Genomic DNA, 26,428 nt, shown 5'->3' on the forward strand with positions numbered 1-26,428 from the left:
AGCCGGAGTTGGCTTCGCTTTTGGCCTACTATGATCCAAATGCTAATTAAGCGACACGATTGAGTACTGCTCTTAGCTTGAGTGGCTTAACTGGCTTGGCAATAAAGCTGAAACCATGCGCTTTGATGGCCGCTAACATGTCATCGGTACGATCCGCACTGATAATCACCCCTTCGAAACTATCACCCAGTCTCAAGCGGCATTGCTGCAGAACTTCGAGGCCGGTGCGCCCATTATCGAGTCGATAATCCGAGAAGATCACATCCGGTTGCCAACTGTCTTCCAGACACTTCAAGCTCTCAACCAGATCCCCCGCAGTTCGTACATCGCATCCCCAACGACCAATCAGGTTCTCCATGCCGACCAGAATGTCTCGCTCGTTATCCACACACAGGATTTTCAGTTGGGCTATTTCGCTGTTGACGGTCGGTGCCGCCACTTGCGGTGCAGTAACCACCTTCTCAGCTCGTGGCAAGGTAATCGAGAACACGCTACCTTCATCGGGCCACGAGCGCATCGAGATTTCATGCCCGAGTACGTGTGCAATACCTTTCGATATCGCTAAGCCAAGTCCAAGTCCCTGATCGGAACGTACTTGGCTACCACGGGTAAACTCTTCAAAGATCTCTTGCTGTTTATCTTCATCGATACCAGTGCCGTTATCCCATACGTCAATACGCACTCGACCATTCACACGCCGTGCACCCAATACAACTTTACCACTTGGGTTATAGCGAAACGCATTGGTCAAAAAGTTCTGAATCACGCGACGCAGCAGTTTCGGATCCGACTGAATAAACAGCGATGATGGCACCATATGAAAATCGATATTCTGCTGCCCTGCCAAGGCGCTAAATTCTGCATTAAGGTTGGACAATACATCATTGATAGCAAAACCATGAACATTGGTTTCTAGCTTTCCCGATTCCAAGCGCGAGATATCAAGCAAGTCACCAATCAAGTCCTCTGCCGCACCGAGTGCACTCTCGATGTGCGAAGAGAGTTGCTTAACTTCTTGCTCTTTCGCAACCTCCGACAACGAAGAAGCAAACAATCGCGCCGCATTCAATGGCTGCATTAAGTCGTGGCTCACCGCCGCTAAGAAACGTGATTTGGATTGCGACTCTTGTTCTGATATCTGCGTTGCTTTCACCAAGCGCTGGTTGAGCTTTTCAAGCTCTTGGGTTCGCTCATGAACGCGAGTTTCCAAACTTTCATTGGCATCTTTTAGCGCCTGCTCCGCCTGTCTAAACACCGTGATATCGGTAAAGCTCATTACAAACCCGCCACTCGGCATCGGGTTACCTTGCACCTCTATCACGCGTCCATCCGGTCGTACCCTTGATGAAGTGTGGCGCGTACCATGCTCTAGGTGGAAGATGCGTCGCTTCACATGATCTTCAGGGTCGCCCGGGCCACACAGACCTTGCTCCGCATTATGACGAATCACGTCGGCAATTGGCCGTCCGACCTGAATCAATCCACTGGGGAATTCAAACAGCTCAAGGTAACGCTGGTTCCAGGCCACCAAACGTAATTGTTGGTCGACTACTGCAATGCCTTGACCTATATGCTCAATCGCTCCTTGTAGCAATCCACGACTGAAATCATACAATTCAGAGGCCTCATCAACGATGGTTGCCACCTCTTCAAGCTGCATGTTTCTTCCCTGCAAAGCGGAAGTAAGTACTAACTTAGCCGAAGAGGCACCAAACACCCCCGCCAGTACACGCTCGGCATGACGAATCAGGCTAGCAGGTGATTGTTGGTTGGGTAACAGCGGTTGACCTTGCTGCTGCCAATACGCTTGAAAGGCACTCTTAGCACGCTTGCGCCCAACAAAACGAGATGCGAGCATCTCTAGCTCTGCAACGGTAACCCGGCTTTGATAAAGGCTCATGTTCTCGTTTTCAGGCAAAGGTGCACCAACAAATGCCGCTGATTGTAAGCGCTCACTTAGGCTTGGTCTGGTCGACAGCGACACCACCACATAACAGAGTGTATTTACGGTTATGCTGAGTACGATACCCCAGTTAGAGCTGCTGACATCCAAGTTCGCTAACAGGTCGGGTGGCGTGATCAGCCACAGCAACAAATTGCTCTCTTGGTCACCCGCGAGCATGCTGGTTTGGCTCATCAAGGTAATCAACCAGATGATAGAACCAAACAACAGGCCAACATACACGCCTTTGCGATTACCCAAGCGCCAATACATTCCGCCAATCAACGCTGGCGCAAACTGTGCAATCGCGGCAAACGAGAGAAAACCTATCGCAGAGAGTGAGTGAATACTATCTAATGCTTGATAGAAGCCCCATGCGCCTAGCAGCAACAATAGGATAAGCGCACGGCGAATCACCAACAGCAACCCAGAGAAGTGTCGGTGAGTGCGCTGAGTCAGTCGCATCCGGCGCAGCAATAACGGCATCACCAGATCATTGGAAACCATGATCGCCAGCGCAATCGTAGAAACGATCACCATGCCACTCGCGGCCGAGGTGCCGCCTAAAAAAGCCAGCAAGGCGATATTATTTGCGCCTTCCGCCATTGGCAGGCTAATCACATAGGTATCGGCAGGCATGCCCGTCAAGAGCCCTTGCCCTGCCCAGGCAATCGGCAATACAAACAGTCCCATCAAGATCAGGTAAACCGGGAATAGCCAACGCGCGGTATGCAGGTCTTGTGGCCTTTCATTCTCCACCACCATGGTATGAAACTGCCTTGGCAGACACACGATCGCCAGCATGGTTAAAACCGTGTGGATAATAAGAGTGGGAATATTGGGCGACTCATAGGTCTGCGCAGCGACCTCAAGCAAGTCAATTTTATCGCTGCTGGTCGCTAGGTAGATGATGAACAAGCCGACAATCAAAAACGCCACCAGCTTAACGATCGACTCAAACGCGACCGCCATCATCATCCCACGGTGATGCTCGGTATTATCAATATGACGCGTACCAAACAGCATGGTGAATATCGCCAGCGCACCGACCACGAACCATGAAACGTGATAATCCTGATACCCAAAATCTTGCGCCAGACTCGGCGCAACAATATCCAGCCCCATGGTGATGCCACGCAGCTGCAGGGCAATATAAGGCAGAATACCAACTACCGCGATGATGGTTACTGTTACCGCTAGCCCTTGTGATTTGCCATAGCGCGCAGCAATAAAGTCGGCAATTGAGGTGATGTGTTCGCGCTTGGCAATAACAATAAGCCGCGCCAAGATCCGCCAACACAAAGTAAAAACCAGAATTGGGGCTACGTAGATAGGAAGAAAAGACCAAGGGTTATTGCTGGCCTGCCCCACGGTGCCGTAAAAGGTCCACGAGGTACAGTAAACCGCAATCGACAAGCTATAGATCCACGGTCGCCAGCGCGACAACCAGCGCGTCTGTCGGTCTCCATACCAAGCAATTAAAAACAGCACCCCCAGATAGGCGAGTGAGACGGGGATTACGATCCATCCTTGCATTGCGAGTCCTTTCTTTCCATAAAAAACCTCTCCATAAGGGAGAGGTTTCATTTAACTAAGGAAGTGTCAGCAACACAATCAGGTCGATTAATTTCTGTGCTTCAGGCTCTAATTCTCTGCTTTCGCTGGTACTGCATCCAAATCAACATCGACCACGGAACTGCGCTCATCCAACTTAATAAACAGAGCCAGTACACCCATTGCCGCCATCACCCAGAAAATGTTCGCGCCCCACAATTCATAACCCCAACCACTCAGAGTGGTCATCAATGCGATAAACGCACCAAGCGGAATCGCATTATAGAGTGCTTGCAGTGCCACCATCTTATTCTCTTCTTCAGATTGTATATACTGAATGGCAGCAATGTGTGCCATTGCGAATGTCACACCATGCAGCAACTGCACTAATACCAAGCCGAAGATATCGGTTGTCGATGCCGTAATACCCCAACGTGCAATCACGCCCAGCGCAGCAATAACAAATAGCGTTCTGAGTGCCATCCCAGAGAAGAGACGCTTACTCAATGCAAACACCCCCACTTCAGCAACGACACCTAAGCTCCACAAGTAGCCGATGATGGCTTCGGAGTGGCCCGCTTCCTTCCAATAAATCGCGCTGAAACTGTAGTAAGCAGCGTGACTGCCCTGCAGCAGCGCCATCAACGCAAGGAACTTCACAACCGAGCGCTCACGCATCAATGCTCCTAACTTTGGACGTACTTGGTGCTGTTCGGATTGCGTCACTGGCATTAGGTTCGGGTTTCTCATTGCCAGTATCAGAGATACAAACACACCAGCCAATGCCGTATATAAAATCATATCAGTGCCATACTGCGCCACCAGATAGCCAACTACAGTTGAGCCTGCAATAAAAGCAATCGAACCCCAGAGTCGTGTGCGGCCATAGTCCAATACCTTAAGTCGGCTGTAGTAGTTCGCCATCGCATCAGACAGTGGCACAACTGGTCCACAACAGAGGTTAAACAAGATGGTCGCTAGCAGCATTAATAGGAAGCTACCACCGGTAAAGAAGTGAAACGCGACAAAAATCAGCGCAGCTAAACTCAGCCAGCGCAGCGCAGGCATTAAGTGCTCCGCTTTGTGGACACGCGGTGTGATCAACAGGTTCGCCACACATCGCGTCGCAAAACCCACACCAATCAATACACCAATATCACCTGCCGACACCCCTTGGTCTTCGAACCATAATGCCCAAAACGGCAGATAGACACCGTAAGCGAAAAAGAAACCGATGAAATACTGAGATATCCATCCATAAGGGGAAGGGTTAAACATATATATACCTATATAAACGATTGCAAAGAGGCAGCGGAGATTATGCCTCTACATAATCATATGAAAAAGGGAATAATTACTGCTTTGAGTTTCCTTGTTATCAATGACTGCATCGCCGAGGAAAATCGTACGTTTAGACTAAAGTCGTCTGGAGCTTCAGTGAGTTTTTGTCAGACTTAACTTTAGGTTCTTCACTCTATCTGCGACGCTTATGCCTGATAAATTTAATATGCAGCACCCACCCTTTGATAGCTTGTCTGAGGCTGAACAACTGACCCTGCGCTCTGCACTCGATGTGGTCTACTATCGTGCTCAAGAAACCATACTCGAAGCGGGTCGCCCAAGTCGTCATCTGCATATTTTGATTAAAGGTGCAGTGGAGGAGCGAGCAGGCCAAGATGGAGAGATTTACGCCCACTATGCCAACGACGATATCTTTGATGTACGCAGTCAATTTGAACCTCACACTAAGCACCAATACATCGCACTAGAGGATACACTCAGCTACCTGCTTCCCACTGACGTATTCCTTGAGCTTTATAATGCCAATGGTCAGTTTGCTGCCTACTTTGATAACAACCTTGCTAAGCGCAAAGAGCTCATAGAGGCCGCCAAGCAGCAGCAAAACTTGGCTGAATTTATCCTAACCAAAGTCGACAATTCGATTTATCACCCACCTCTGATCCTAGAGCCTAATCAACCTATCAATGAGGTAACAAGAACCCTTAAAGAACAAGGGCTCGACTCGGCTTTAGTTCGTTTAGCCTATGATGATCTAAAAGCTTTTGGATCATCATGTACCCTACCTTACTCTATCGTCACACGGACCAATTTATTGCACGCTGTGATGCTCGAGAATTACCCCCTTGATGCGCCCGTCGGTGAGATAGCGACCTTCCCTGTTTTGCATGTCAATGATGGTGATTTCCTGTTTAACGCCATGATTAATATGACGCGTAATCGGGTAAAACGCTTGATGGTTTGTGATGGGCAAGAAGCGGTCGGCATGCTCGATATGACACAGATACTGAGTGCCTTCTCGACCCACTCTCATGTACTGACTCTGCGAATAGCTCGCGCCACCAGCATTGAAGAGTTAGCTATGGCCTCCAACAAACAGCGTCAATTGGTTGAAAGCTTAATCAGCAATGGCATTCGAACGCGCTTTATCATGGAACTGATCTCTGCGGTTAACGAACAGATTATCGAGAAAGCTTTTGAACTGATTTTGCCTCCGGCACTGCAAAACCACTGCTGCCTGATTGTTCTCGGCTCAGAGGGACGCGGAGAACAGATACTCAAAACAGACCAAGACAACGCGCTGATCATTCAAGACGGTTTAGAGTGGCACCACTGTGAAGCTGTAATGGCCGAACTGACCCATACCCTGCAACAGCTTGGTTACCCGCTCTGCCCAGGCAATGTGATGGTGAATAATCCGAAATGGGTGCACTCACAACAAGGCTGGAAGGAAACACTATCCCAATGGGTGAAGAAGGCAACTCCCGATACGGTCATGGACATCGCCATTATGGCAGACGCTCATGCAGTAGCAGGCAATCGAGAGCTATTGCAACCGGTTAAAGATCATTTGAGAGATTTAATGGTGGGACAAGAACTCATACTCACAGAGTTCTGCCGCCCTGCCCTGAACTTCTCTGTACCGCTATCTCTGTTTGGTAACGTGAAAGCGTCGAAATCAGGGTTAGACATAAAACAAGGAGGCATCTTCCCTATCGTTCATGGTGTAAGAGCGCTCAGCCTTGAACACGGCATCAGTGTCAACAACACCTTCGAACGTATCGAAGCACTAGTAGAAAAGAATGTTCTTGAACGAAGCACTGCAGACAACCTCAGCGAAGCGCTCAAACAGTTCTTCAAGTGGCGTCTATCACAACGTTTATCGCAGCAGCACAGCAGCAACAAACTCGACGTGAAACTCATGGAGCGCGCAGACCGAGACCTATTAAGGCACAGTTTGCACGTTGTGAAAAAGTTTAAGCAATGGTTGGGCTATCACTACCAAATTAGGGATTAGATCACCATGAACCGATTAGTACGCTATTACTGGTATCGAAAGCTCAAAGGGTCGCCCTATCGGGATCTCTTCACCACCAATTCAGGACAAGAGTTGGTGTCACTCGATTGTGAAACCACCAGCCTAGATCCAAATCAAGCGGAGCTGGTCTCAATTGCAGCGACCAAGATTGTCGGTAACCGCATCATCACCAGTCAGCCGTTTGAGGTCAGATTAAGAGCGCCACAATCTCTAGATTCCAACTCCATCAAAATCCATCGTATCCGCCATCAAGATCTCAAACATGGTGTCGAAGAGAAAGAGGCAATTATGGCGTTGCTCGATTTCATCGGTAATCGACCTTTGGTGGGATATCACATCCGCTACGACAAAAAAATACTCGATAAAGCGTGTTTAAAACATTTTGGCTTCCCGATGCCTAATCCGTTAGTAGAAGTGAGCCAGCTCTACCAAGAAAAACTCGAAAAACACCTGCCCAATGCCTATTTTGACTTGAGCTTAGACACCATTTGTCGCCAGCTCGACCTGCCACTGCCCACCAATAAACACGATGCATTACAAGACGCTATCTCGGCTGCACTGATTTTTGTGCGTCTGCAACACGGCGATCTGCCCCGCCTCAACTCTTCTTATTCGTAATTCAACCTTTGCGAATAAATGGAACGATCCAACTCTCAAAAAAACACTTAACTCGCTATTTTTTAAGTAGAAACCCTCTTCTCATCCTAAAGTCTAATTGTGGAAATGGCTCGGCTAGCCGACAGTGATAACACAACGACAGTCCACTAACTTGACTTAGAAACTGAACATAAAGGAAGTTGCCAATTCATTAAGAATGTAGGCACAAGGAGAGATGCAATGAGTGAAGCCCACGTTTATCCGGTAAAAGAAAACATCAAAGCAAATACGCACGCGGATAATGACACTTACCTAGCCATGTACCAACAATCTGTTTCTGACCCTGAAGGTTTCTGGGGCGAGCATGGAAAAATCGTAGATTGGATTAAGCCTTTCACCCAAGTGAAAAGCACTTCATTTGACCCAGGCCACATCGACATTCGCTGGTTTGAAGATGGCACACTCAACGTGTCTGCTAACTGTATTGACCGCCACCTTGCTGAGCGCGGTGACGATGTTGCCATCATCTGGGAAGGTGATGACCCAGCTGACGACAAGACGCTGACTTTCAATGAACTGCACAAAGAAGTGTGTGAGTTCTCTAACGCACTTAAAGAGCAAGGCGTACAGAAAGGCGACGTCGTGTGTCTGTACATGCCAATGGTGCCAGAAGCGGCAGTTGCGATGCTTGCTTGTACACGTATTGGCGCGGTTCATACTGTGGTATTTGGTGGTTTCTCACCAGAAGCACTATCAGGCCGTATCATCGATTCTGATTCTAAAGTCGTGATCACTGCGGATGAAGGCGTTCGTGGCGGCCGCGCTGTTCCTCTTAAGAAGAATGTCGATGAAGCATTGACCAACCCAGAAGTGAAAACCATTCAGAAAGTTATCGTCATGAAACGCACAGGCGGTGACATCGATTGGCACGAACATCGTGATGTATGGTGGCATGAAGCAACAGCAAACGTATCTTCAGAGTGCCCACCAGAAGAGATGAAAGCAGAAGATCCCCTGTTCATCCTGTACACGTCAGGCTCAACAGGTAAACCTAAAGGTGTTCTACACACAACGGGTGGCTACCTAGTTTACGCTGCAATGACCTTCAAGTACGTATTTGACTACCAAGAGGGCGAGACCTTCTGGTGTACTGCGGATGTGGGTTGGATCACTGGTCACACATACCTTATCTACGGTCCACTGGCGAACGGCGCCAAGACAATCCTATTTGAGGGCGTACCAAACTACCCAAATACTAGCCGTATGAGTGAAGTGGTTGATAAGCACCAAGTCAACATCCTATACACGGCACCAACCGCGATTCGTGCTCTGATGGCGAAAGGTAACGAAGCAGTTGAAGGCACTACGCGTAGCAGCTTACGTATTATGGGTTCGGTAGGTGAACCAATTAACCCAGAAGCGTGGGAGTGGTACTACAAAACCATTGGTAACGAGAACTCACCGATTGTTGATACATGGTGGCAAACCGAAACGGGCGGCATCTTGATCGCTCCTCTTCCGGGGGCAACAGATCTAAAACCTGGCTCTGCAACTCGTCCATTCTTCGGTGTTCAACCTGCCCTAGTGGATAACATGGGTAACATCATCGAAGGCGCGACCGACGGCAACTTGGTTATCCTAGATTCATGGCCAGGCCAAATGCGTACCGTTTATGGTGACCATGAGCGCTTCGAGCAGACTTACTTCTCAACCTTCAAAGGCATGTACTTCACTAGTGATGGTGCTCGTCGTGATGAAGATGGTTACTACTGGATCACAGGCCGTGTTGATGACGTACTGAACGTATCTGGCCACCGTATGGGTACGGCAGAGATTGAGTCAGCTCTGGTTGCCTTCGACAAGATTGCCGAGGCTGCGATTGTGGGTATCCCTCACGACATCAAAGGCCAAGCAATTTACGCTTACATCACGCTGAATGATGGTGAGTTCCCAACAGCTGAACTACATAAAGAAGTGAAAGACTGGGTACGTAAAGAGATTGGTCCAATTGCCACACCAGATGTGCTGCACTGGACAGACTCTCTACCTAAGACACGTTCAGGTAAGATCATGCGTCGCATCTTGCGTAAGATTGCAACGGGAGACACGGGCAACCTTGGTGATACGTCGACTCTGGCTGACCCAAGTGTGGTCGACAAGCTGATTGCAGAGAAAGCCGAGTTAGCTTAATACTCGCAGCTCATTTAACGCCTCAAGTCACAACCATGTTTACTTGAGGTGTTTAAAACAGAACCAACCGTAAACCGTCACTCATGTGGCGGTTTTTTTATGCCTGATCTTGATCTCAAATATCCTGCCTTAAATTAAGGCTAAGCGCGTTTTTTGTTAAGTTGGTAACAATTCCGCCCTATTTGATTAGGAGATTAGACCAGTAAATTGCTGCGATTTGCGCTGAATTAGCTATAATCTGGTTCTATTTTTTAAAATCGGTCGTTTTGCCCCTAGTAAAACGGCGTGATTTGTAAATAAAATGGGACATTCACACTCATCGTCACGATAAAGGAAGATAGCCCCACAATGTCTACAAAGTTTCGCATTCTAGTTCTAAATGGCCCAAACCTTAACCTTTTAGGCCTAAGAGAGCCCGCACATTACGGTTCTCAAACACTTGACCAGATCATTAGCTCTCTAACCGAGCAAGCGAAAACACAAGATGTTGAGCTGTCTCACTTACAGTCAAATCGTGAGTACGAGCTAATAGAAGCCATTCACAGCGCATACCAAAATGTTGATTTTATTATTATCAACCCTGCAGCGTTCACACACACCAGTGTGGCACTGCGCGATGCTCTGCTTGGCGTAGCAATCCCTTTTATTGAAGTGCACCTATCGAATGTACACGCACGTGAACCATTCAGACACCACTCATACCTTTCTGATAAAGCAGAAGGCGTCATTTGTGGGTTAGGCGCACAAGGCTACCAATTTGCTTTGACCGCTGCGATTAACAAGCTTCAGTCAAAGTAACGAACATAACCGAACTAATAGACACCAGCTCCAGTCATTGAGCATGGTTAATTAACAAATAAGAGAAAGAAACGATGGATATTCGCAAAATCAAAAAGCTGATCGAATTGGTTGAAGAGTCTGGTATCGCAGAACTAGAAATCTCTGAAGGTGAAGAGTCAGTACGCATCAGCCGTAACGGCACTGCTCCTGCAGCAGCACCAGTTCAATACGCAGCAGCGCCAGCACCTGTAGCAGCACCAGCTCCTGCAGCGGCTCCAGCTCCTGCGGCGGCTCCAGAAGCAGCTGAAGCTCCAACGGCAGTAACTGGTCACCAAGTTCTTTCTCCAATGGTTGGTACTTTCTACAGCGCGCCAAGCCCAGATGCAAAACCATTCGTTAAAGTTGGTCAACAAGTTAACGCTGGCGACACTCTATGTATCGTTGAAGCGATGAAGATGATGAACCAAATCGAAGCGGACAAGTCTGGTGTTGTAACTGCAATCCTAGTTGAAGACGGCCAACCAGTTGAGTTCGACCAAGCTCTAGTAATTATCGAATAATAGAGAAGCCTCATTATGTTAGATAAATTAGTAATCGCGAACCGTGGTGAAATTGCACTACGTATTCTGCGAGCATGTAAAGAGCTAGGCATTAAAACGGTAGCTGTTCACTCAACAGCTGACCGTGACCTTAAGCACGTACTGCTTGCAGATGAAACCATTTGTATCGGTCCAGCTCGTGGTATCGATAGCTACCTGAACATCCCTCGCATTATCAGTGCGGCAGAGGTAACAGGCGCTGTTGCTATTCACCCTGGCTACGGCTTCCTATCTGAAAACGCAGACTTTGCTGAGCAAGTTGAGCAAAGCGGTTTCATCTTCGTAGGTCCTAAAGCTGAAACTATCCGCATCATGGGTGATAAAGTTTCTGCAATCACGGCAATGAAGAAAGCTGGCGTACCTTGTGTACCGGGTTCTGACGGCCCACTGAACGACGACGAAGCAACTAACAAAGCTCACGCTAAGCGTATTGGCTACCCAGTAATCATTAAAGCATCTGGTGGCGGCGGTGGTCGTGGTATGCGTGTTGTACGTTCTGAAAAAGAGCTAACTGAAGCAATCGCAATGACACGTGCAGAAGCAAAAGCATGTTTCAACAACGATATGGTTTACATGGAGAAATTCCTAGAAAATCCACGTCACGTTGAAGTACAAGTGATTGCTGACGGTCAAGGCGGTGCTATCCACCTTGGTGAGCGTGACTGTTCTATGCAGCGTCGTCACCAGAAGGTTGTTGAAGAAGCGCCAGCACCAGGTATCACTGCAGAAATGCGTAAGTACATTGGTGAGCGTTGTACTCGTGCTTGTCTTGAGATTGGCTACCGTGGTGCAGGTACTTTTGAGTTCCTATACGAAAACGGTGAGTTCTACTTCATCGAGATGAACACTCGTATCCAAGTAGAGCACCCAGTAACTGAGATGGTTACCGGTGTTGACCTAATCAAAGAGCAACTACGTGTTGCTGCGGGTCAGCCTTTGTCTTTCACTCAAGATGACATCAAGATCAGCGGTCACGCTATCGAGTGTCGTATCAATGCGGAAGACCCAGATAAGTTCCTACCTTCACCAGGTAAGATCGAGCGTTTCCACGCTCCTGGTGGCATGGGCGTACGTTGGGATTCTCACATCTACACGGGCTACACAGTACCACCTCACTACGATTCAATGATTGGTAAGCTGATCACTTACGGTGAGAACCGCGATGTAGCGATCTCTCGTATGAAGAATGCTCTAGGTGAGATGATTGTAGAAGGCATTAAAGTGAACATCCCTCTACAAGAGTCGATTATGAACGACGAGAACTTCCAACACGGTGGTGCAAACATCCACTACCTTGAGAAGAAACTTGGTCTTCAATAATCGGTTCATTTAAGAACATCACGAAATGCCCACCTCGGTGGGCATTTTTATTTCTAATAATTTCATCAATACAAGCAACTGAAAATAAAGAGTTAAATAGGTCAATTTCATACTTCCATCTCTGTCTCCCCTCGATATTTCTGATCCTTTAATCAAACAAGTCGTAGATCTGTGTGATGTAAAAATCACCTGGAGACAAGACAATGAAACTGGCTAAATCCTTTGCAATCGTGACTGCAATCAGTGCCGCAATAGTGGGTTGTGGCGATGATGATACACACGATATTTCGGCAGCAGACTCTTCCTATCTTCGAGTCTTTCATGCCGCCCCTGATGCTCCCAAAGTTAATGTACTTCTCGATGGGCAACCAGCTCTACAAAACGTTGATTACCAACAGTCATCAGGACAAATTTCTGTTCCCTCTGGCGACCATACCGTCCAAGTCGACGCCATTCTCGCTGATGGGACCACCACGACCGTCGTTCCCGAAACCAGCCTAGATTTAATGGCAGGACAAGAGTACAACGTTGTTGCAACAGGGAAAGTGGGCGACAACTCATTCGGGCCAGAGATCATAGCTAGGGACTACATGGTTCCGACCGATGCCCGAGTCCAAGTGATGCACTCAGCACCCGACGCACCCACTGTGGATGTGTTCATTACAGCCCCCAATGCCGACCTCACAACTGCAACGCCCTTCGCTAACGACGTTTCGTTTCTGGGCGTGACTGACCCAATGAACGTACCTGCAGACACCTACCAAGTGCGTATCACGGATCCCTCTGACCCAACCCAAGTGTTTTTCGACTCGGGCTCGATAGCCGTGCCTGCGGGAGCTGATTGGTTTGTCGCAGCCACCAATAACACGATGGCAGGCGAATCACCTGTTGCTCTACTGGTAGACACTGGTAGCGGCTCATTGACCGTAAAGGACGTGAATAATGGGGCTGATGTTCGCGTAGTACACACCATTTCAGATGCCCCTGGCGTCGATGTGTGGGTCAATGGCACAGCACCTACCAGCGGCTCGCCCCTGTTTAACTTGATGTATAAAGACAAAACAGATTATCTAGCACTTGATGCTGCATCGACAGACTTCGCGGTAGCGGTCAACAGCAGCAGCCCTGTCAGCGTCGTCAGCGCCCTTGGGCTAACCGCTTCACTTGCAGCGAATACCACCTACACCGCCTTGGCTATTGGTAATCTTGGGGATGGTGTCAGCAATGATGAGCTGTATGTAGTTGAGGATGACGTAAGAAGAATTGCGACAGAAGCCAAACTAAGAGCGATTCACGCCTCTACATTGGCCGGTATCGTCGACATTTACGTGAGTGCCGATGCGACTCCAAGTTCTGACGATGTGATTCTCGAAGATATCCCCTACAAAGGAGATAGCGGTTTACTGCCCGTGATGCCCGGCACGGTATACATCATGATCACACCAGCCAATACCCCTAATACCATCGCTATTGGGCCAGTAATGCTCAACCTAACGGGTGGCTCAATCACAACGCTTGTGGCGATTGATGACCCTGTCGCAGCCACCAGCGTATCAGCAATCAGTTTAGACGACTGAAGACTATTTCAACTATCTGCTAGCCCAGTGTTCATCGCGAACACTGGGCTTACTTATATCTGGAACGACAGTTTTAATTGAGGGTAATCGCTCATTAAATCTGCTAAACTCTGCGCCCAATTCATTTTCAACCATTGTTAAGAGCACATACCCATGCCTTGGATTCAAATCAAGCTTAATGCGACCAACGAAAATGCCGAGCAGATCGGCGACATGTTGATGGAAGAGACTGGCGCTCTTTCTGTCACTTTCCTTGATGCACAAGATACCCCTGTATTTGAGCCTCTGCCGGGTGAAACGCGACTTTGGGGTGATACGGATATCTTAGCTCTATACGACGCAGAGATTGATACTGGCGTCGTTCTAGCGCAAATCAAAGCGAGCAACATGTTCCCTGCAGATTTCGCTCACAAGGTTGAGCAGATCGAAGACAAAGACTGGGAACGTGAATGGATGGATAACTTCCACCCAATGAAGTTCGGCGAGCGTCTATGGATTTGCCCAAGCTGGCGCGACATTCCAGAACCAGATGCGGTGAACGTAATGCTTGACCCGGGTCTTGCGTTTGGTACTGGTACTCACCCAACAACAGCATTGTGTTTAGAGTGGTTAGAAGGTCTGGATCTATCTGGCAAGACAGTGATCGACTTCGGTTGTGGCTCTGGCATCTTGGCGATCGCAGCGATCAAACTCGGCGCCGCAAAAGTGATCGGGATCGACATTGATCCTCAAGCTCTACTGGCATCAAAAGACAATGCAGAGCGCAATGGCGTTGCAGACCAATTGGAAGTATTCCTTCCTCAAGATCAACCAGAAGGCCTCATTGCCGATGTTGTGGTTGCTAACATCCTTGCCGGTCCACTGCGTGAACTTTCAGGCATCATTAAGGGTCTAGTAAAAGAAGACGGAGTATTAGCGATGTCGGGTGTTTTAGATACACAAGCAGAAGACGTTGCGACTTATTATCGTGATGAACTTCACATTGATCCGATTATTGAGCAGCAAGAGTGGTGTCGAATCTCTGGTCGCAAGCAAGGCTAGACAAGACTTTGAGCGCTAATTGACTGAATTTTATGCAAATTACAAAAACAAATTGTAAATGCTCAAATATTAGTCTTTTCACGCAGCAAAAAAATGCGTAAAATGCGCGCCCTTGCTGGTACAGAACTGTGATGACGTTTTGAAAATCGGAAATTATCAACTTAAGAACAATCTAATCGTCGCCCCAATGGCTGGCGTAACGGATAGACCATTCCGTGAGTTGTGTCTTCGCTATGGAGCGGGGATGGCAGTCAGTGAAATGATGTCCTCCAATCCTAAGGTTTGGAAAACGTCGAAGTCTCAGCAGCGTATGGTACATGAAGGCGAATCGGGCATTCGTTCAGTACAAATCGCTGGTGCAGATCCACAGCTTATGGCCGAGGCTGCGCAATTTAATGTTGAGAACGGTGCGCAAATCATCGATATCAACATGGGTTGCCCAGCCAAAAAAGTGAATAAGAAGCTTGCGGGCTCCGCGCTACTGCAATATCCGGATCTTATTGAAGAGATCTTGAAGGCTGTAGTGAATGCGGTTGACGTTCCAGTAACGTTGAAGACTCGTACAGGCTGGGACACAGATAACAGAAACTGTGTTCAAATCGCTAAAATAGCCGAAAACTGCGGCATTCAAGCGCTTGCCCTTCACGGGAGAACTCGCGCTTGTATGTACAAAGGTGAGGCCGAATACAAACACATTAAAGCGGCGAAACAAGCTGTCTCTATACCGGTTATCGCTAACGGTGATATCGATAGTCCGGAGAAAGCGAAGTTTGTACTGGAGTACACCGGTGCTGACGCTTTAATGATTGGCCGTCCTGCCCAAGGACGTCCTTGGATTTTCCAGGAAATCCACCACTATTTGGAAAACGGCACCACGATGGACCCACTACCGACTTCGGAAGTGAAGGACATCATGCTTGGTCATGTTCACGCTCTGCATGAATTTTATGGAGAGTTTTTAGGTCCGCGCATTGCTCGTAAGCATGTGGGTTGGTACCTAAAAGAACACGAACAAGCGAGTGAGTTTCGCCGTACCTTCAACGCACTCGAAGCAGGTGATCTGCAGCTTGAGGCGCTAGAAGGTTATTTTGATAACGTTGCACCATAATTACGAGAAGAGCTAGACCGAATATGTTCGAACAAAATCTGACTTCAGAAGCATTGACAGTGACTACAGTAACATCACAAGACCAAATCACGCAGAAACCACTACGTGATTCAGTGAAAGCATCATTGAAAAACTACCTTGCTCAATTAAACGGTCAAGAAGTCAGCGAGTTATACGAACTAGTATTAGCTGAAGTTGAACAGCCACTACTAGACACCATCATGCAGTACACTCGCGGTAACCAAACTCGCGCAGCAACTATGATGGGTATCAACCGCGGTACTCTTCGCAAGAAACTTAAAAAATACGGCATGAACTAATCATTCTGACGTACAGAAATTTAAAGCCCAACTTACTGAGTAAGTTGGGCTTTTTTTATCTCTAAGCTCAGTCGTTGCAACAACTGTCTTTGTCTGTGCTCTCTGAATCGAGTGCTGCTAAGATTGAGCAGTGACTGGCATCGTCATCCACATGGCCACAACAGGCATCATTGATTTTTTTCAGAGCAATTCGAATCCGACTCAGCTCTGCGATTTTCTCATCAATCATCGTCAGTTTAGCACTGGTAATCGACTTCACTTCTGCACAGCTGTGCTGGGTTGCTTCTAGGCGAATATCGAGTAATTCCTTAATCTCTTCTAAGCTCAGACCCAACGCCTTTGATTTTAGGATGAAGGTCACCTGCTTTTGGTTATTTTCGTCATACAGTCGATAGCCAGACTCACTGCGACTCGCCGGAGCAATAAGGTGATTTTTCTCGTAGAACCGTAGCGTATCCGCTGTTACACCACAGCGTTTCGCTAATTCTCCTATCTGAAACATAGTTTTTCCTGATTTTTCATTACTGCCACAATTAACCTTTTCGTTACTTTTCAGGCTCAAATGGCAATTTTCATAATTATTTTTGAGATGCCAAACGATTGCGCGAGCTTTTTTGTAATAAATTAGTTAGAATGTGCGCCATCAAATTTGGAGACTGTTATTTTCTTAGGTATTAAACATAAGAAGAAACGGAATCTCAAAGGTCTTTACCAAAACTGGCCAATATTTTATCTCTCGGCTCTGGTGTACGTTATCCAAAGAGAGAAGATAGAAACAAGTTCTTTTTTGGCAAATATCTTTATTTTAACTCCATGAATTTGAGGAAGATGGAAGCATGAATAACGCTCGTCCAATTCGCCGCGCCCTAATCAGCGTATCAGACAAAACTGGTATCGTTGAATTTGCACAAGCCCTTGCTAACCGTGGTGTCGATATTCTATCGACTGGTGGCACTGCTCGCCTGCTTGCTGAAAAAGGCATCTCTGTAACAGAAGTATCTGACTACACTGGCTTCCCTGAAATGATGGACGGCCGCGTTAAGACTCTGCACCCTAAAGTTCATGGTGGCGTTCTAGGTCGTCGTGGTCAAGATGATGAAGTGATGGAAACTCACGGCATCAACCCTATCGATATGGTTGTTGTTAACCTATACCCATTCGCTGAAACCGTTGCTAAAGAGGGTTGTACCCTTGCTGATGCCGTTGAGAACATCGACATCGGTGGTCCAACAATGGTTCGCTCTGCAGCGAAAAACCACAAAGACGTGACTATCGTTGTGAGCGCTCACGACTACGGCCGCGTTATCGCTGAAATGGACGCGAACGAGACATCTCTAACTCTAGAGACTCGCTTCGACCTAGCTATCGCAGCATTCGAGCACACAGCTTCTTACGACGGCATGATCGCTAACTACTTCGGCACTATGGTTCCATCTTACGGTGAGAACAAAGAAGGTGACGAAGAGTCTAAATTCCCTCGCACGTTCAACCAACAGTTCGAGAAAAAGCAAGACATGCGCTACGGTGAAAACAGCCACCAAGCTGCGGCATTCTACGTTGAAGCGAATCCTGAAGAAGCGTCTGTTTCTACTGCTCGCCAAATCCAAGGTAAAGCCCTTTCTTACAACAACATCGCAGACACTGACGCTGCACTTGAGTGTGTGAAAGAGTTCGACGAGCCGGCATGTGTGATTGTAAAGCACGCTAACCCATGTGGTGTAGCACTAGGTAAAGACATCCTAGAAGCTTACGACCGTGCATTCAAAACAGACCCAACGTCTGCATTTGGCGGCATCATCGCATTCAACCGCGAGCTAGACGCAGCAACAGCAACGGCTATCACTGAGCGCCAATTCGTTGAAGTTATCATCGCACCATCTGTTTCTGCTGAAGCAGTAGAAATCGTAGCCGCTAAGAAAAACCTTCGCCTACTTGAGTGTGGTGAGTGGACAACTAAGACAACTGGCTTTGACGTGAAGCGCGTTAATGGTGGTCTACTGGTTCAAGACCGCGACCAAGGCATGGTTTCTCAAGATGACCTTAAAGTGGTTTCTAAGCGCCAACCTACAGAAGAAGAGTTAAAAGATGCTCTATTCTGCTGGAAAGTAGCGAAGTACGTGAAATCTAACGCGATCGTTTACTCGAAAGGCGACATGACTATCGGTGTAGGCGCAGGCCAAATGAGCCGCGTTTACTCTGCGAAAATCGCAGGTATCAAGGCTGCAGACGAAGGTCTACAGGTTGAAGGTTGTGTGATGGCATCAGATGCATTCTTCCCATTCCGTGACGGTATCGACGCGGCTGCAGAAGCGGGCATCAAGTGTGTTATCCAACCGGGTGGCTCTATGCGTGATGACGAAGTTATCGCAGCAGCAGACGAGCACGGCATGGCGATGATCTTTACAGGTATGCGTCACTTCCGCCACTAGAAAGAAAAGATACGAGAGCGCTTCGCTACGGGAAACGAGAACGCTGCGCTCCGAGATGAGCAACACTCTCATTTAGTGTTGCTCAGACATTTTCTAGTTCTACTACTATCAATTTTGATTGAAGGTTTAAAACATGAATGTATTGATTATTGGTGCCGGCGGTCGTGAGCACGCACTTGGTTGGAAAGCAGCACAAAACCCAAACGTTGAAACAGTATTCATCGCTCCAGGTAACGCAGGTACTGCACTTGAGCCAAAACTTGAAAACGTAAACATCGGCGTTGAAGACATCGCTGGTTTAGTGGCGTTTGCTCAAGAGAAACAAATCGAACTGACTATCGTAGGCCCAGAAGCGCCACTGGTTATCGGTGTGGTTGACGCATTCCGCGAAGTCGGTCTACCAATCTTTGGTCCAACTCAAGCAGCTGCACAGCTAGAAGGCTCTAAAGCGTTCACTAAAGACTTCCTAGCTCGTCACGACATCCCAACAGGTTCTTACGCGAACTTCACTGAGATTGAGCCGGCTATCGCTTACGTTCGTGAGCAAGGCGCACCAATCGTAGTGAAAGCTGACGGCCTTGCGGCTGGTAAAGGCGTTATCGTTGCGATGACTCTGGAAGAAGCAGAAGACGCAATCAAAGACATGCTAGCAGGCAACGCATTTGGCGAAGCAGGCAGCCGCGTGGTTATCGAAGAGTTCCTTGAAGGCGAAGAAGCAAGCTTCATCGTAATGGTTGACGGTGCTAGCGTACTGCCTATGGCCACCAGCCAAGATCACAAGCGTGTTGGCGACAAAGACACAGGCCCTAACACTGGCGGCATGGGTGCTTACTCTCCAGCTCCAGTTGTTACACCAGAAATCCACAACCGTATTCTTGAGGAAGTAATCTACCCAACGGTACGTGGCATGGACGCAGAGGGCGCACCTTACACAGGTTTCCTATATGCAGGTCTGATGATCGCAGCTGACGGTACGCCAAAAGTTATCGAATACAACTGCCGCTTCGGCGACCCAGAGACGCAACCTATCATGATGCGTATGGAGTCAGATCTTGTTGAACTATGTCTAATGGCAATTGACAAGAAGCTGGACGAAGCTGAATCTAAGTGGGATCCACGCGCGTCTATCGGCGTTGTTCTTGCGGCTGGCGGCTACCCTGCTGACTACGCAAAAGGTGACGTAATTTCACTCCCAACAGGCGAAGTTGAAGGTCAAAAAATCTTCCACGCTGGTACAGCGAATAACGAAGCTGGCGAAGTTGTGACAAATGGCGGTCGTGTACTGTGTGCGACTGCTCTTGGTAATAGCGTTTCTGAGGCTCAGGAGCGTGCGTACGCGCTAACTAAGCAAGTTAGCTGGAATGGTATGTTCCACCGCAATGACATCGGTTACCGTGCGATTGAGCGCGAACAGAAGTAATCTTTGTTGAGATTGCAGATACTAAAAAGGCGCTTCATGCGCCTTTTTTAATTTTCGAGCCTAATTTATACCAATCGTAGTAAATAATTGCTCACCCTAGCTTGTTAAAATGCTCGATAACTGCGTTAGAATTTTTGATTGTAGAATAACTACTTATCGAAACTCTCTGTTGAAAAAAGCTGCCTTGTTCTCAAGCCTTTTTCCTGCGCTATTTTTGATCACTTACTTACTGTGATTGGTATTACAGCCTTCAGAGTATTTGGCCTACCATGATCCTTTTACTCTAAATGCTGCTCAGCAGTGATAACTCTACAGCTCTTTCAACAGCGCAGGGCGCGCAATACACTCGTGACTGTCTTCAGCTAACATCAACAGCTCCTCAACCGAAACGCTTCCCTTACCAAGAGACACATTACCTAAGATTGCCGCATAGCTATCCACTGTCGCTAAACGGTTGATCACAAAGCTTGGCAGCGTCTGATTGAATTCAAACTCGTCGAACTCATCGCCATTACAGCTCTCAAAGGTGCTGCCATTCCAGTAACCTTGCAGTAGCTCTAGACCTTCACCGTTTTGCTTGTCTGTCGAGTCTAAGACGCCATTGGCCTCTTTCTTGTAGCGCTCTAACTGCTTGGCTTGGATGGGTAAGATTTTTCCGTCGATACGATACTGTTGGTAAACAGCATCACCCGACTTATTGAAGCGTACATGCACGCGATACGGCACCAGTTTGCCCTTAGCATCACGCTGATCGCCTTCACGGATGAATTCACGTAATACGCCTTCTGACCATGCATAGTCGGTCTTATACCAACCATAGTCGCCTACAGTGACATAATCGGCTGAACTGTGTGGCTGAGTGAGTTTATTGGTAACCCAGTAAAAACTGGTGGCATCACCCATAACCTGAGCGCCGGTGTAGGTTTCAAATTGTTCGAGATTTTTCGTTGTACTGGATGAGGAACATCCGACAAGGAGAGCTAAGAAGAGAGAAACGAGAAGAAATGTTTTTTTCATAAAACCTGTACCGAGGTGGAATACGACTACCTCGGTACAGTTTAGATTATTTCACTGAATCTTTCAGTGCTTTACCTGCAACAAATGCTGGAACATTTGCAGCAGCGATTTGAATCTCATCACCAGTTTTTGGGTTACGACCAGTGCGAGCTGCACGGTGGTTTACTTTGAAAGTACCAAAACCAATTAGCTGAACTTGATCGCCATCTTTAAGAGCATCAGTTACGCCGCCAAGAGTCGCTTCTAGCGCAGCTTTCGCTTGAGCTTTAGAAAGGTCCGCTTTTTCAGCAATAAAGTCGATTAATTGGGTCTTGTTCATTTTAGGTTTCCCTTCTTTGTATTTTTAAATTCAATTCACTCTAAAACATAAATGCCCCATCTGGCAAAGGTTTGTCGACGATCTTTGACTCTAATGCCGTAGTTTTAGCCATAATATGAGTAATAACTCACAATTTGTTACTGAAATTCCCTTCCCAGCCCTTGTTTAAAGGGGGCTGAGACTAAAATTAATGATGACCAAAGCATCAATTTTTTTCTATAATCCAGCTTGAATCGCTGACAAAGCGTACAATCTATCATTAAGGGCAAACATGCTGCTGCTAACTATCTACGTCTCCATTGCTATTGGAGTTTCTTTCATCTGTTCTGTTTTGGAAGCTGTGCTACTGAGTATTAGTCCGAGCTACATCGCTCAACTAAAGCAAAATGGCCACCCTGCAGCCGAGTCTCTCGACAAGCTAAAAACGGACATCGATAGACCTCTCGCTTCTATCTTAACGCTCAATACGATCGCGCATACTATCGGTGCGGCGACTGCGGGTGCTCAAGCGGCAGTTGTGTTTGGTAGCCAGTGGCTGGGTGTTTTCTCAGCAGTACTGACACTGGGTATCCTGGTCCTTTCAGAAATCGTACCGAAAACAATTGGTGCGACATACTGGCGTCAACTGGCACCTGCATCATCAACGGTATTGCGCTGGATGGTGTTCTTCCTAACACCTTTCGTATGGTTCTCTGAGCAAATTACCAAGCGCCTAGCCCGTGGCCACGAAGCGCCAAAAATGCGCGACGAGCTATCGGCAATGGCTATCTTGGCGAAAGAGAGTGGTGAGTTTGCAGAGGGTGAATCAAAAATCCTGAGCAACCTACTTGGTATTCAAGATGTCCCAGTGACGCAGGTAATGACTCCGCGACCAGTTGTATTCCGCGTCGATGCAGAGATGAGCATCAATGAATTCTTAACAGAACACAAAGAGACGCCATTCTCACGCCCTCTGGTCTATAGCGAGCAAAGCGACAACATCATTGGCTTCGTGCACCGCCTAGAGCTATTCAAGCTACAGCAAGCGGGCAGCGGCGAGAAATCACTGGGTGATGTAACACGTCCAATTCACGTATTACTGAACAACCTAGTTCTACCGAAAGCCTTTGACCAGATGATGGCGAAACGCCTTCAGCTAGCGATGGTAGTCGATGAGTACGGCACCATTCAGGGTATCATTACCCTAGAAGATATCTTTGAGCACCTAGTAGGCCAAGAGATCGTCGATGAAGCCGACAAGAACACTGACATGCAAGAGTTGGCATTCCAACGCTGGGAGCACTGGAAAGAGACCCATGGCGTAATTGAAAGCCGCGATGACGAGCATGAAGAAGAGCTCGAAGAAAAAGCAGAGCAGAAAGAAGAACAAGAAGTCGAGGCAAAAACTGAAGCCGAAGCTGAGGTGAAGCAAGACTCTGAAGTCACTTCAACTGATAAGAAAGCGTAATTCAGCGCATACAATAAAGGCTCCCTCGGGAGCCTTTATTTTTACTATTCGATCGTAAGCTTAGATAGCAACGCCAATATTGCTGACTGGCTCTTCACGCAACTCATGACGTAAATCTTTAATCAGCTCAATATCGCGCTCTGTGGTTTCACGTAGAGGGCGGAAAATTGCCCACTGAACATCCCACTCTTCACAAACCGCTTCGTTCTCTTTTTGGTTCTGGTTGGTCACTTCCTCTGCTCCTTGAGCAAACTCCAGATCAGCCACCGTTTTAACAGATTGTTGGCTCACCTTAATGACTGCTTCCAACAGATGCTCGCGATCCAGCAGGCCGTGCAGCAACGTTGAAAGTCCTTGGCACGCATCCATCGCTGGGTACACACCATAGAAATCAAAATCTTCTGCACTTGGGAACAGCTCTTCAATTTTTTCCAGCTGACGCTCAAAGTTCACCTTAGCGGTCTTCACCGTTAGGATTTCCCAGACACTGTCTAGCACATCACGGTAGATTCGTGCTTCGGCAAATTCTGTATTCTCACAAAACATGGCATAGTTAGGGTACATACGCTCACATAGACACGCCATGAAAGTAATTTGTTGCCAAGGTTCTAGTTTTTCAAGACGAACCTGAAGTGGATTCTGTAGCATAGTCACTCAATAATTGCAGAAAAAGACAGCGAAAGTGTACTTGATAAACCTTAGGGAAAAAAGGTAAGCCGATGAACAATTTCACCAATAAACTCTATATTCTCACGGAACACAACGAGACCTATCAACAGCTGATACTCCAACAGGCTCTACCCGACCTTGAAATCACCGAAAACGCCGCAGAGGCTGACATTGTGCTCGCGGCTCCACCCGTAGCTGCTGAACGCTTAAACGAGTTTACCAAGCTGGATTGGCTACAAAGCACCTATGCGGGAATCAATGCCCTAGTCGCCCCTCACCTTCGTCAAGACTACACGCTCACCAATGTCAGAGGCATCTTCGGTCCACTGATCGCAGAGTACGTGCTCGGCTATAGCATCAGCCACTATCGACACTTTCAGCACTACCACCAGCAGCAAACCCAAAAGCAGTGGCAGCCTCAGCTCTATCAATCTCTCAGTGGGCGCACCATGGTGATCTTGGGCACTGGCTCTATTGGCAGCCACCTCGCTAAGGTCGCTCAAGCCTTTGGTATTCGAGCTATTGGGGTCAACCGGACGGGCATCCCACCACGTCAAACCTCATTTGATAACACCTATCACATCAATGAAGCACACGTCGCGCTTAAACAGGCAGACATTGTCGTCAACACCTTGCCCTCAACACCACAAACAACGAAACTTCTAAATAGTGATTTGCTCAGCCATTGCCAGGGCGCGCTGTTATTTAATGTCGGCCGAGGCGATACCTTAGATGATGCAGGCCTGCTATTGGCTCTCAAAAATCGCTGGATCGCCCACGCTTTTCTTGATGTGTTTGAAAGCGAGCCTCTCCCTCAAGAGCACCCTTTCTGGGGATTGCCGCAAATTACCATTACGCCTCATATTGCAGCGTTGAGTGAACCGCGCCAAGTGATTGAGATTTTTGCGAGCAACTACCACTCGTGGCGCGATGGTTTTCAACTCCAATATCAAATTGACTTCGATAAAGGGTATTAGCCCGCTCTACCCTAGCTATTCGGACTGTGGCGCTGCGATTGGGTACTCTTCAAACATTTGTTTCACCTGATCTTGGACGAATTCATTTCTGTCTTCGGAGTCCATGGTTTCAGTGAGTTGTCTTTGCGACACCGAACGCCAAACAACATCATTGGTTTTGGTGTCGATCAGATTAACGCTCAGCTTGCCGTATTTTTTCTCTTTAACGCGAGTCGGTGTGCTGACACCGGCTCCGTAAACACTATTGATGCTGCCGCTACCGAAACCAAAACTGAAGGTCGGCCCATCGGCCAATAGCTCTGAAGCTTCTAAAATCTCGTAGTAGACGGTTAGCTGCCCATCAGATTCAGCCAAACGCATACCTCTCACCGCCATCTCTTTGTCGACTGCCTTTTTGATTCTCGCACCGTCTAAGGTGACTGGGGTGTCCGGATCTTCATGATACTGATAGGTCGAAAAGCCACTGAAGTCGACCGAGGAGTCGTAATCGGTCGCCACGTCCGAGGCACACCCAGAAACCAGCATCGCACTCAATAACCAAGCAAAAGCTACTCTCAACATACTCAACTCCTTCGAATTCCCACGTTATGTAGATCATAGTCGAAAATTATCGAGACACCTGTTGCAACGCCCAGAAACGAAAAAGCCCCTCACTGCAGTAGTGAGGGGCTCTGATACAAACCTAACGCTAAACGTTACTTGTGGTATGGCTTAGACAGTTCGTGTACCGCTTCTACAAACACGCCTGCATTTTCTGGCGGCACGTCTAGGTGAATACCGTGACCAAGGTTAAATACGTGGCCAGTACCCGCATCACCGAAGCCTTCAAGAATCGTTGATACTTCTTCACGGATGCGCTCTGGAGACGCGTAAAGCATAGAAGGATCCATGTTTCCTTGTAGAGCAACCTTATCGCCCACGCGCTTAACCGCGTCTTGGATGTTGATTGTCCAGTCTAGACCAACGGCGTCACAGCCTGTTGCTGCGATCTGCTCAAGCCACATACCACCGTTCTTAGTGAATAGTGTTACTGGTACGCGGCGACCGTCGTTTTCACGGATAAGACCATCAACAATCTTATGCATGTATTGCAGTGAGAATAGGTTGTAGTCACGAGGAGTCAGTACACCACCCCAAGTATCAAATACCATTACCGATTGAGCACCCGCTTTGATTTGCGCGTTTAGGTATTCGATAACGCTGTCTGCTAGCTTGTCTAGAAGTAGATGTAGCGTTTGTGGCTCTGCGTACATCATCTTCTTGATCTTAGTGAATGCCTTAGAGCTGCCACCTTCAACCATGTAAGTCGCAAGTGTCCACGGGCTACCGGAGAAGCCGATCAGCGGAACGTCACCGTTTAGATCTTTACGAATCTGGCGTACTGCATTCATTACGTATTGCAGCTCACCTTCAGGATCAGGAAGACCAATCTTTTCTACGTCTGCTTTACAAGTGATTGGCTTATCAAATACCGGGCCTTCACCCGCAGCAAAACGTAGCTCAAGACCCATTGCATCTGGAATCGTCAAAATATCTGAGAACAAGATTGCTGCATCAAGAGGGAAGCGACGCAGAGGTTGAAGCGTTACTTCAGATGCCAGTTCAGCGTTCTTACAAAGCGACATAAAGTCACCCGCTTCAGCACGAGTTGCCTTGTACTCTGGAAGATAACGACCTGCTTGGCGCATCATCCATACTGGCGTGTAATCAACAGGCTGTTTTAAGAGTGCGCGTAGATAGCGATCATTTTTTAATTCGGTCATTCCGTAAATTCCAATTCAATCT

Annotated in this window: 22 protein-coding genes; 14 read left to right on the forward strand and 8 right to left on the reverse strand. The window is 47.7% G+C overall.

Annotation, left to right across the window (positions count from 1 at the left end; genetic code table 11):
- Positions 1 to 46 precede the first annotated feature (46 nt).
- Both KI655_RS22045 and KI655_RS22050 read right to left on the reverse strand, forming a co-directional pair.
- Entirely contained in the window at positions 47 to 3,478 is a 3,432-nt protein-coding gene (locus KI655_RS22045) for a PAS domain-containing hybrid sensor histidine kinase/response regulator (protein ID WP_285408692.1), read from the reverse strand.
- A gap of 108 nt (positions 3,479 to 3,586) precedes the next feature.
- Positions 3,587 to 4,774 (reverse strand): 3-phenylpropionate MFS transporter, encoded by a 1,188-nt coding sequence (locus tag KI655_RS22050; protein WP_285408693.1) that lies wholly within the window; start codon positions 4,772 to 4,774, stop codon positions 3,587 to 3,589.
- A gap of 211 nt (positions 4,775 to 4,985) precedes the next feature.
- Between KI655_RS22050 and KI655_RS22055 the strand changes: the two genes are divergently transcribed.
- The 10 genes from KI655_RS22055 (at position 4,986) to fis (ending at position 16,365) form a co-directional block, all read left to right on the forward strand.
- On the forward strand, positions 4,986 to 6,812 hold the full coding sequence (locus tag KI655_RS22055; protein ID WP_285408694.1) for a DUF294 nucleotidyltransferase-like domain-containing protein: 1,827 nt from the start codon (positions 4,986 to 4,988) through the stop codon (positions 6,810 to 6,812).
- Positions 6,813 to 6,818: 6 nt separating this feature from the next.
- Complete coding sequence (locus KI655_RS22060; protein WP_285408695.1) at positions 6,819 to 7,451, forward strand: 3'-5' exonuclease; 633 nt, start codon at positions 6,819 to 6,821, stop codon at positions 7,449 to 7,451.
- Between the two features lie 219 nt (positions 7,452 to 7,670).
- Positions 7,671 to 9,620 (forward strand): acetate--CoA ligase, encoded by a 1,950-nt coding sequence (acs, locus tag KI655_RS22065; protein ID WP_032549934.1) that lies wholly within the window; start codon positions 7,671 to 7,673, stop codon positions 9,618 to 9,620.
- A 348-nt stretch (positions 9,621 to 9,968) separates the two neighbouring features.
- Positions 9,969 to 10,418: a type II 3-dehydroquinate dehydratase gene (aroQ, locus tag KI655_RS22070; RefSeq protein WP_285408697.1), complete on the forward strand. Its 450-nt coding sequence runs from the start codon at positions 9,969 to 9,971 to the stop codon at positions 10,416 to 10,418.
- A gap of 74 nt (positions 10,419 to 10,492) precedes the next feature.
- A complete protein-coding gene (accB, locus tag KI655_RS22075) occupies positions 10,493 to 10,960 on the forward strand; it encodes an acetyl-CoA carboxylase biotin carboxyl carrier protein (protein ID WP_285408698.1) in 468 nt (155 codons plus the stop codon).
- A gap of 15 nt (positions 10,961 to 10,975) precedes the next feature.
- Positions 10,976 to 12,319, forward strand: coding sequence for an acetyl-CoA carboxylase biotin carboxylase subunit (gene accC / locus KI655_RS22080; protein WP_032549930.1), 1,344 nt, complete (start codon positions 10,976 to 10,978; stop codon positions 12,317 to 12,319).
- Positions 12,320 to 12,522: 203 nt separating this feature from the next.
- Positions 12,523 to 13,896 carry a DUF4397 domain-containing protein gene (locus KI655_RS22085; RefSeq protein ID WP_285408699.1) on the forward strand — a complete coding sequence of 458 codons (1,374 nt, stop codon included), beginning with the start codon at positions 12,523 to 12,525 and terminating at the stop codon, positions 13,894 to 13,896.
- A gap of 153 nt (positions 13,897 to 14,049) precedes the next feature.
- Complete coding sequence (prmA, locus tag KI655_RS22090; protein ID WP_285408701.1) at positions 14,050 to 14,937, forward strand: 50S ribosomal protein L11 methyltransferase; 888 nt, start codon at positions 14,050 to 14,052, stop codon at positions 14,935 to 14,937.
- Positions 14,938 to 15,076: 139 nt separating this feature from the next.
- Positions 15,077 to 16,045 carry a tRNA dihydrouridine synthase DusB gene (gene dusB, locus KI655_RS22095; RefSeq protein WP_172974252.1) on the forward strand — a complete coding sequence of 323 codons (969 nt, stop codon included), beginning with the start codon at positions 15,077 to 15,079 and terminating at the stop codon, positions 16,043 to 16,045.
- Positions 16,046 to 16,068: 23 nt separating this feature from the next.
- Positions 16,069 to 16,365 (forward strand): DNA-binding transcriptional regulator Fis, encoded by a 297-nt coding sequence (fis, locus tag KI655_RS22100; protein WP_004729744.1) that lies wholly within the window; start codon positions 16,069 to 16,071, stop codon positions 16,363 to 16,365.
- Between the two features lie 67 nt (positions 16,366 to 16,432).
- Here the strand turns inward: fis and zntR are convergent, their stop codons facing one another.
- Entirely contained in the window at positions 16,433 to 16,867 is a 435-nt protein-coding gene (gene zntR, locus KI655_RS22105; protein ID WP_285408719.1) for a Zn(2+)-responsive transcriptional regulator, read from the reverse strand.
- Between the two features lie 334 nt (positions 16,868 to 17,201).
- On the opposite strand from zntR, the gene purH reads away from it, so the two are divergent.
- Both purH and purD read left to right on the forward strand, forming a co-directional pair.
- Positions 17,202 to 18,794 carry a bifunctional phosphoribosylaminoimidazolecarboxamide formyltransferase/IMP cyclohydrolase gene (gene purH, locus KI655_RS22110; protein ID WP_285408720.1) on the forward strand — a complete coding sequence of 531 codons (1,593 nt, stop codon included), beginning with the start codon at positions 17,202 to 17,204 and terminating at the stop codon, positions 18,792 to 18,794.
- 133 nt (positions 18,795 to 18,927) lie between these two features.
- On the forward strand, positions 18,928 to 20,214 hold the full coding sequence (gene purD, locus KI655_RS22115; protein ID WP_285408721.1) for a phosphoribosylamine--glycine ligase: 1,287 nt from the start codon (positions 18,928 to 18,930) through the stop codon (positions 20,212 to 20,214).
- A gap of 309 nt (positions 20,215 to 20,523) precedes the next feature.
- Here purD and KI655_RS22120 read toward each other — a convergent pair whose 3' ends face one another.
- Both KI655_RS22120 and hupA read right to left on the reverse strand, forming a co-directional pair.
- On the reverse strand, positions 20,524 to 21,231 hold the full coding sequence (locus KI655_RS22120) for a DUF1481 domain-containing protein (RefSeq protein ID WP_285408723.1): 708 nt from the start codon (positions 21,229 to 21,231) through the stop codon (positions 20,524 to 20,526).
- A gap of 46 nt (positions 21,232 to 21,277) precedes the next feature.
- Positions 21,278 to 21,550, reverse strand: coding sequence for a nucleoid-associated protein HU-alpha (gene hupA, locus KI655_RS22125; RefSeq protein ID WP_004729753.1), 273 nt, complete (start codon positions 21,548 to 21,550; stop codon positions 21,278 to 21,280).
- A gap of 271 nt (positions 21,551 to 21,821) precedes the next feature.
- Between hupA and KI655_RS22130 the strand changes: the two genes are divergently transcribed.
- Complete coding sequence (locus tag KI655_RS22130; protein WP_285408729.1) at positions 21,822 to 22,997, forward strand: CNNM domain-containing protein; 1,176 nt, start codon at positions 21,822 to 21,824, stop codon at positions 22,995 to 22,997.
- Between the two features lie 60 nt (positions 22,998 to 23,057).
- Here KI655_RS22130 and KI655_RS22135 read toward each other — a convergent pair whose 3' ends face one another.
- Positions 23,058 to 23,645, reverse strand: a complete 588-nt coding sequence (locus tag KI655_RS22135; RefSeq protein WP_285408731.1) for a YjaG family protein — start codon at positions 23,643 to 23,645, stop codon at positions 23,058 to 23,060.
- Between the two features lie 71 nt (positions 23,646 to 23,716).
- On the opposite strand from KI655_RS22135, the gene KI655_RS22140 reads away from it, so the two are divergent.
- Positions 23,717 to 24,643 carry a D-2-hydroxyacid dehydrogenase gene (locus KI655_RS22140; protein ID WP_285408733.1) on the forward strand — a complete coding sequence of 309 codons (927 nt, stop codon included), beginning with the start codon at positions 23,717 to 23,719 and terminating at the stop codon, positions 24,641 to 24,643.
- 15 nt (positions 24,644 to 24,658) lie between these two features.
- Here the strand turns inward: KI655_RS22140 and KI655_RS22145 are convergent, their stop codons facing one another.
- Both KI655_RS22145 and hemE read right to left on the reverse strand, forming a co-directional pair.
- Positions 24,659 to 25,204 (reverse strand): DUF4136 domain-containing protein, encoded by a 546-nt coding sequence (locus tag KI655_RS22145; protein ID WP_285408734.1) that lies wholly within the window; start codon positions 25,202 to 25,204, stop codon positions 24,659 to 24,661.
- Between the two features lie 134 nt (positions 25,205 to 25,338).
- Positions 25,339 to 26,406 (reverse strand): uroporphyrinogen decarboxylase, encoded by a 1,068-nt coding sequence (gene hemE / locus KI655_RS22150; protein WP_032549917.1) that lies wholly within the window; start codon positions 26,404 to 26,406, stop codon positions 25,339 to 25,341.
- Positions 26,407 to 26,428 lie beyond the last annotated feature (22 nt).

The sequence above is a fragment of the Vibrio sp. D404a genome, from assembly GCF_030248535.1.
Classification (GTDB): domain Bacteria; phylum Pseudomonadota; class Gammaproteobacteria; order Enterobacterales; family Vibrionaceae; genus Vibrio.